Origin of the sequence: Nocardiopsis sp. B62 (assembly GCF_018070675.1) — a bacterium.
In the GTDB taxonomy this organism is placed as follows: domain Bacteria; phylum Actinomycetota; class Actinomycetes; order Streptosporangiales; family Streptosporangiaceae; genus Nocardiopsis; species Nocardiopsis prasina.
On record NZ_JAGPXK010000063.1, the window covers coordinates 1 to 704 of the forward strand.

The window sequence follows — 704 nt, forward strand, 5'->3', positions numbered from 1 at the left end:
AACTGGGACTACCGCTACTGCTGGCTCCGCGACGGCGCACTCACCGTCCAGGCCCTGGTCACCCTGGGCTCCACCACCGAAGCCGAAGCCTTCCTGGACTGGGTCCACCGCGTCGTGGACTCCCTGCCCTCACCCGAACTCCTACGCCCCCTCTACTCCCTGCGCGGCACCAACCTGGGCCCCGAAGAAGTCATCGAGTCCCTGTCCGGCTACGCCGGCTCCCGCCCCGTGCGCATCGGCAACCTCGCCGACCACCAGGTCCAACTCGACGTGTTCGGACCCGTCGTCGAACTCATCACCCACCTGTCCCACACCCGCGACCAACTCACCGACCGCGACTGGGACCTGGTCCGCTCCATGGCCGAGGCCGTCGCCCGCCGCTGGCACGAAGCCGACCACGGCATCTGGGAAGAACGCGACGAACCCCGCCAACGCGTCTACTCCAAGGTCATGTGCTGGGTGACCCTGGACCGCGCCATCACCCTCGCCCAAAAGTACGGGCGCACCGTCGATCCCACCTGGCCCGACCTGCGCACCGACATCGCCCAGGAAGTCCTCGAGAAGGGCTGGAACGAACAGGCCCAGGCCTACACCACCGCCTACGACGGCACCGACCTGGACGCCGCCTCCCTGCACATCGGACTGTCCGGACTCATCGACCCCACCGACGAACGCTTCCAGGCCACCGTCACCGCCGTGGAGGC

Annotated in this window: 1 protein-coding gene; it reads left to right on the forward strand. The window is 68.3% G+C overall.

Features of this window, described 5'->3' with window-relative positions; translation table 11 throughout:
- Positions 1–704 (forward strand): glycoside hydrolase family 15 protein (locus KBX21_RS26280; RefSeq protein WP_247666376.1); only part of this gene is annotated, 704 nt, incomplete at both ends.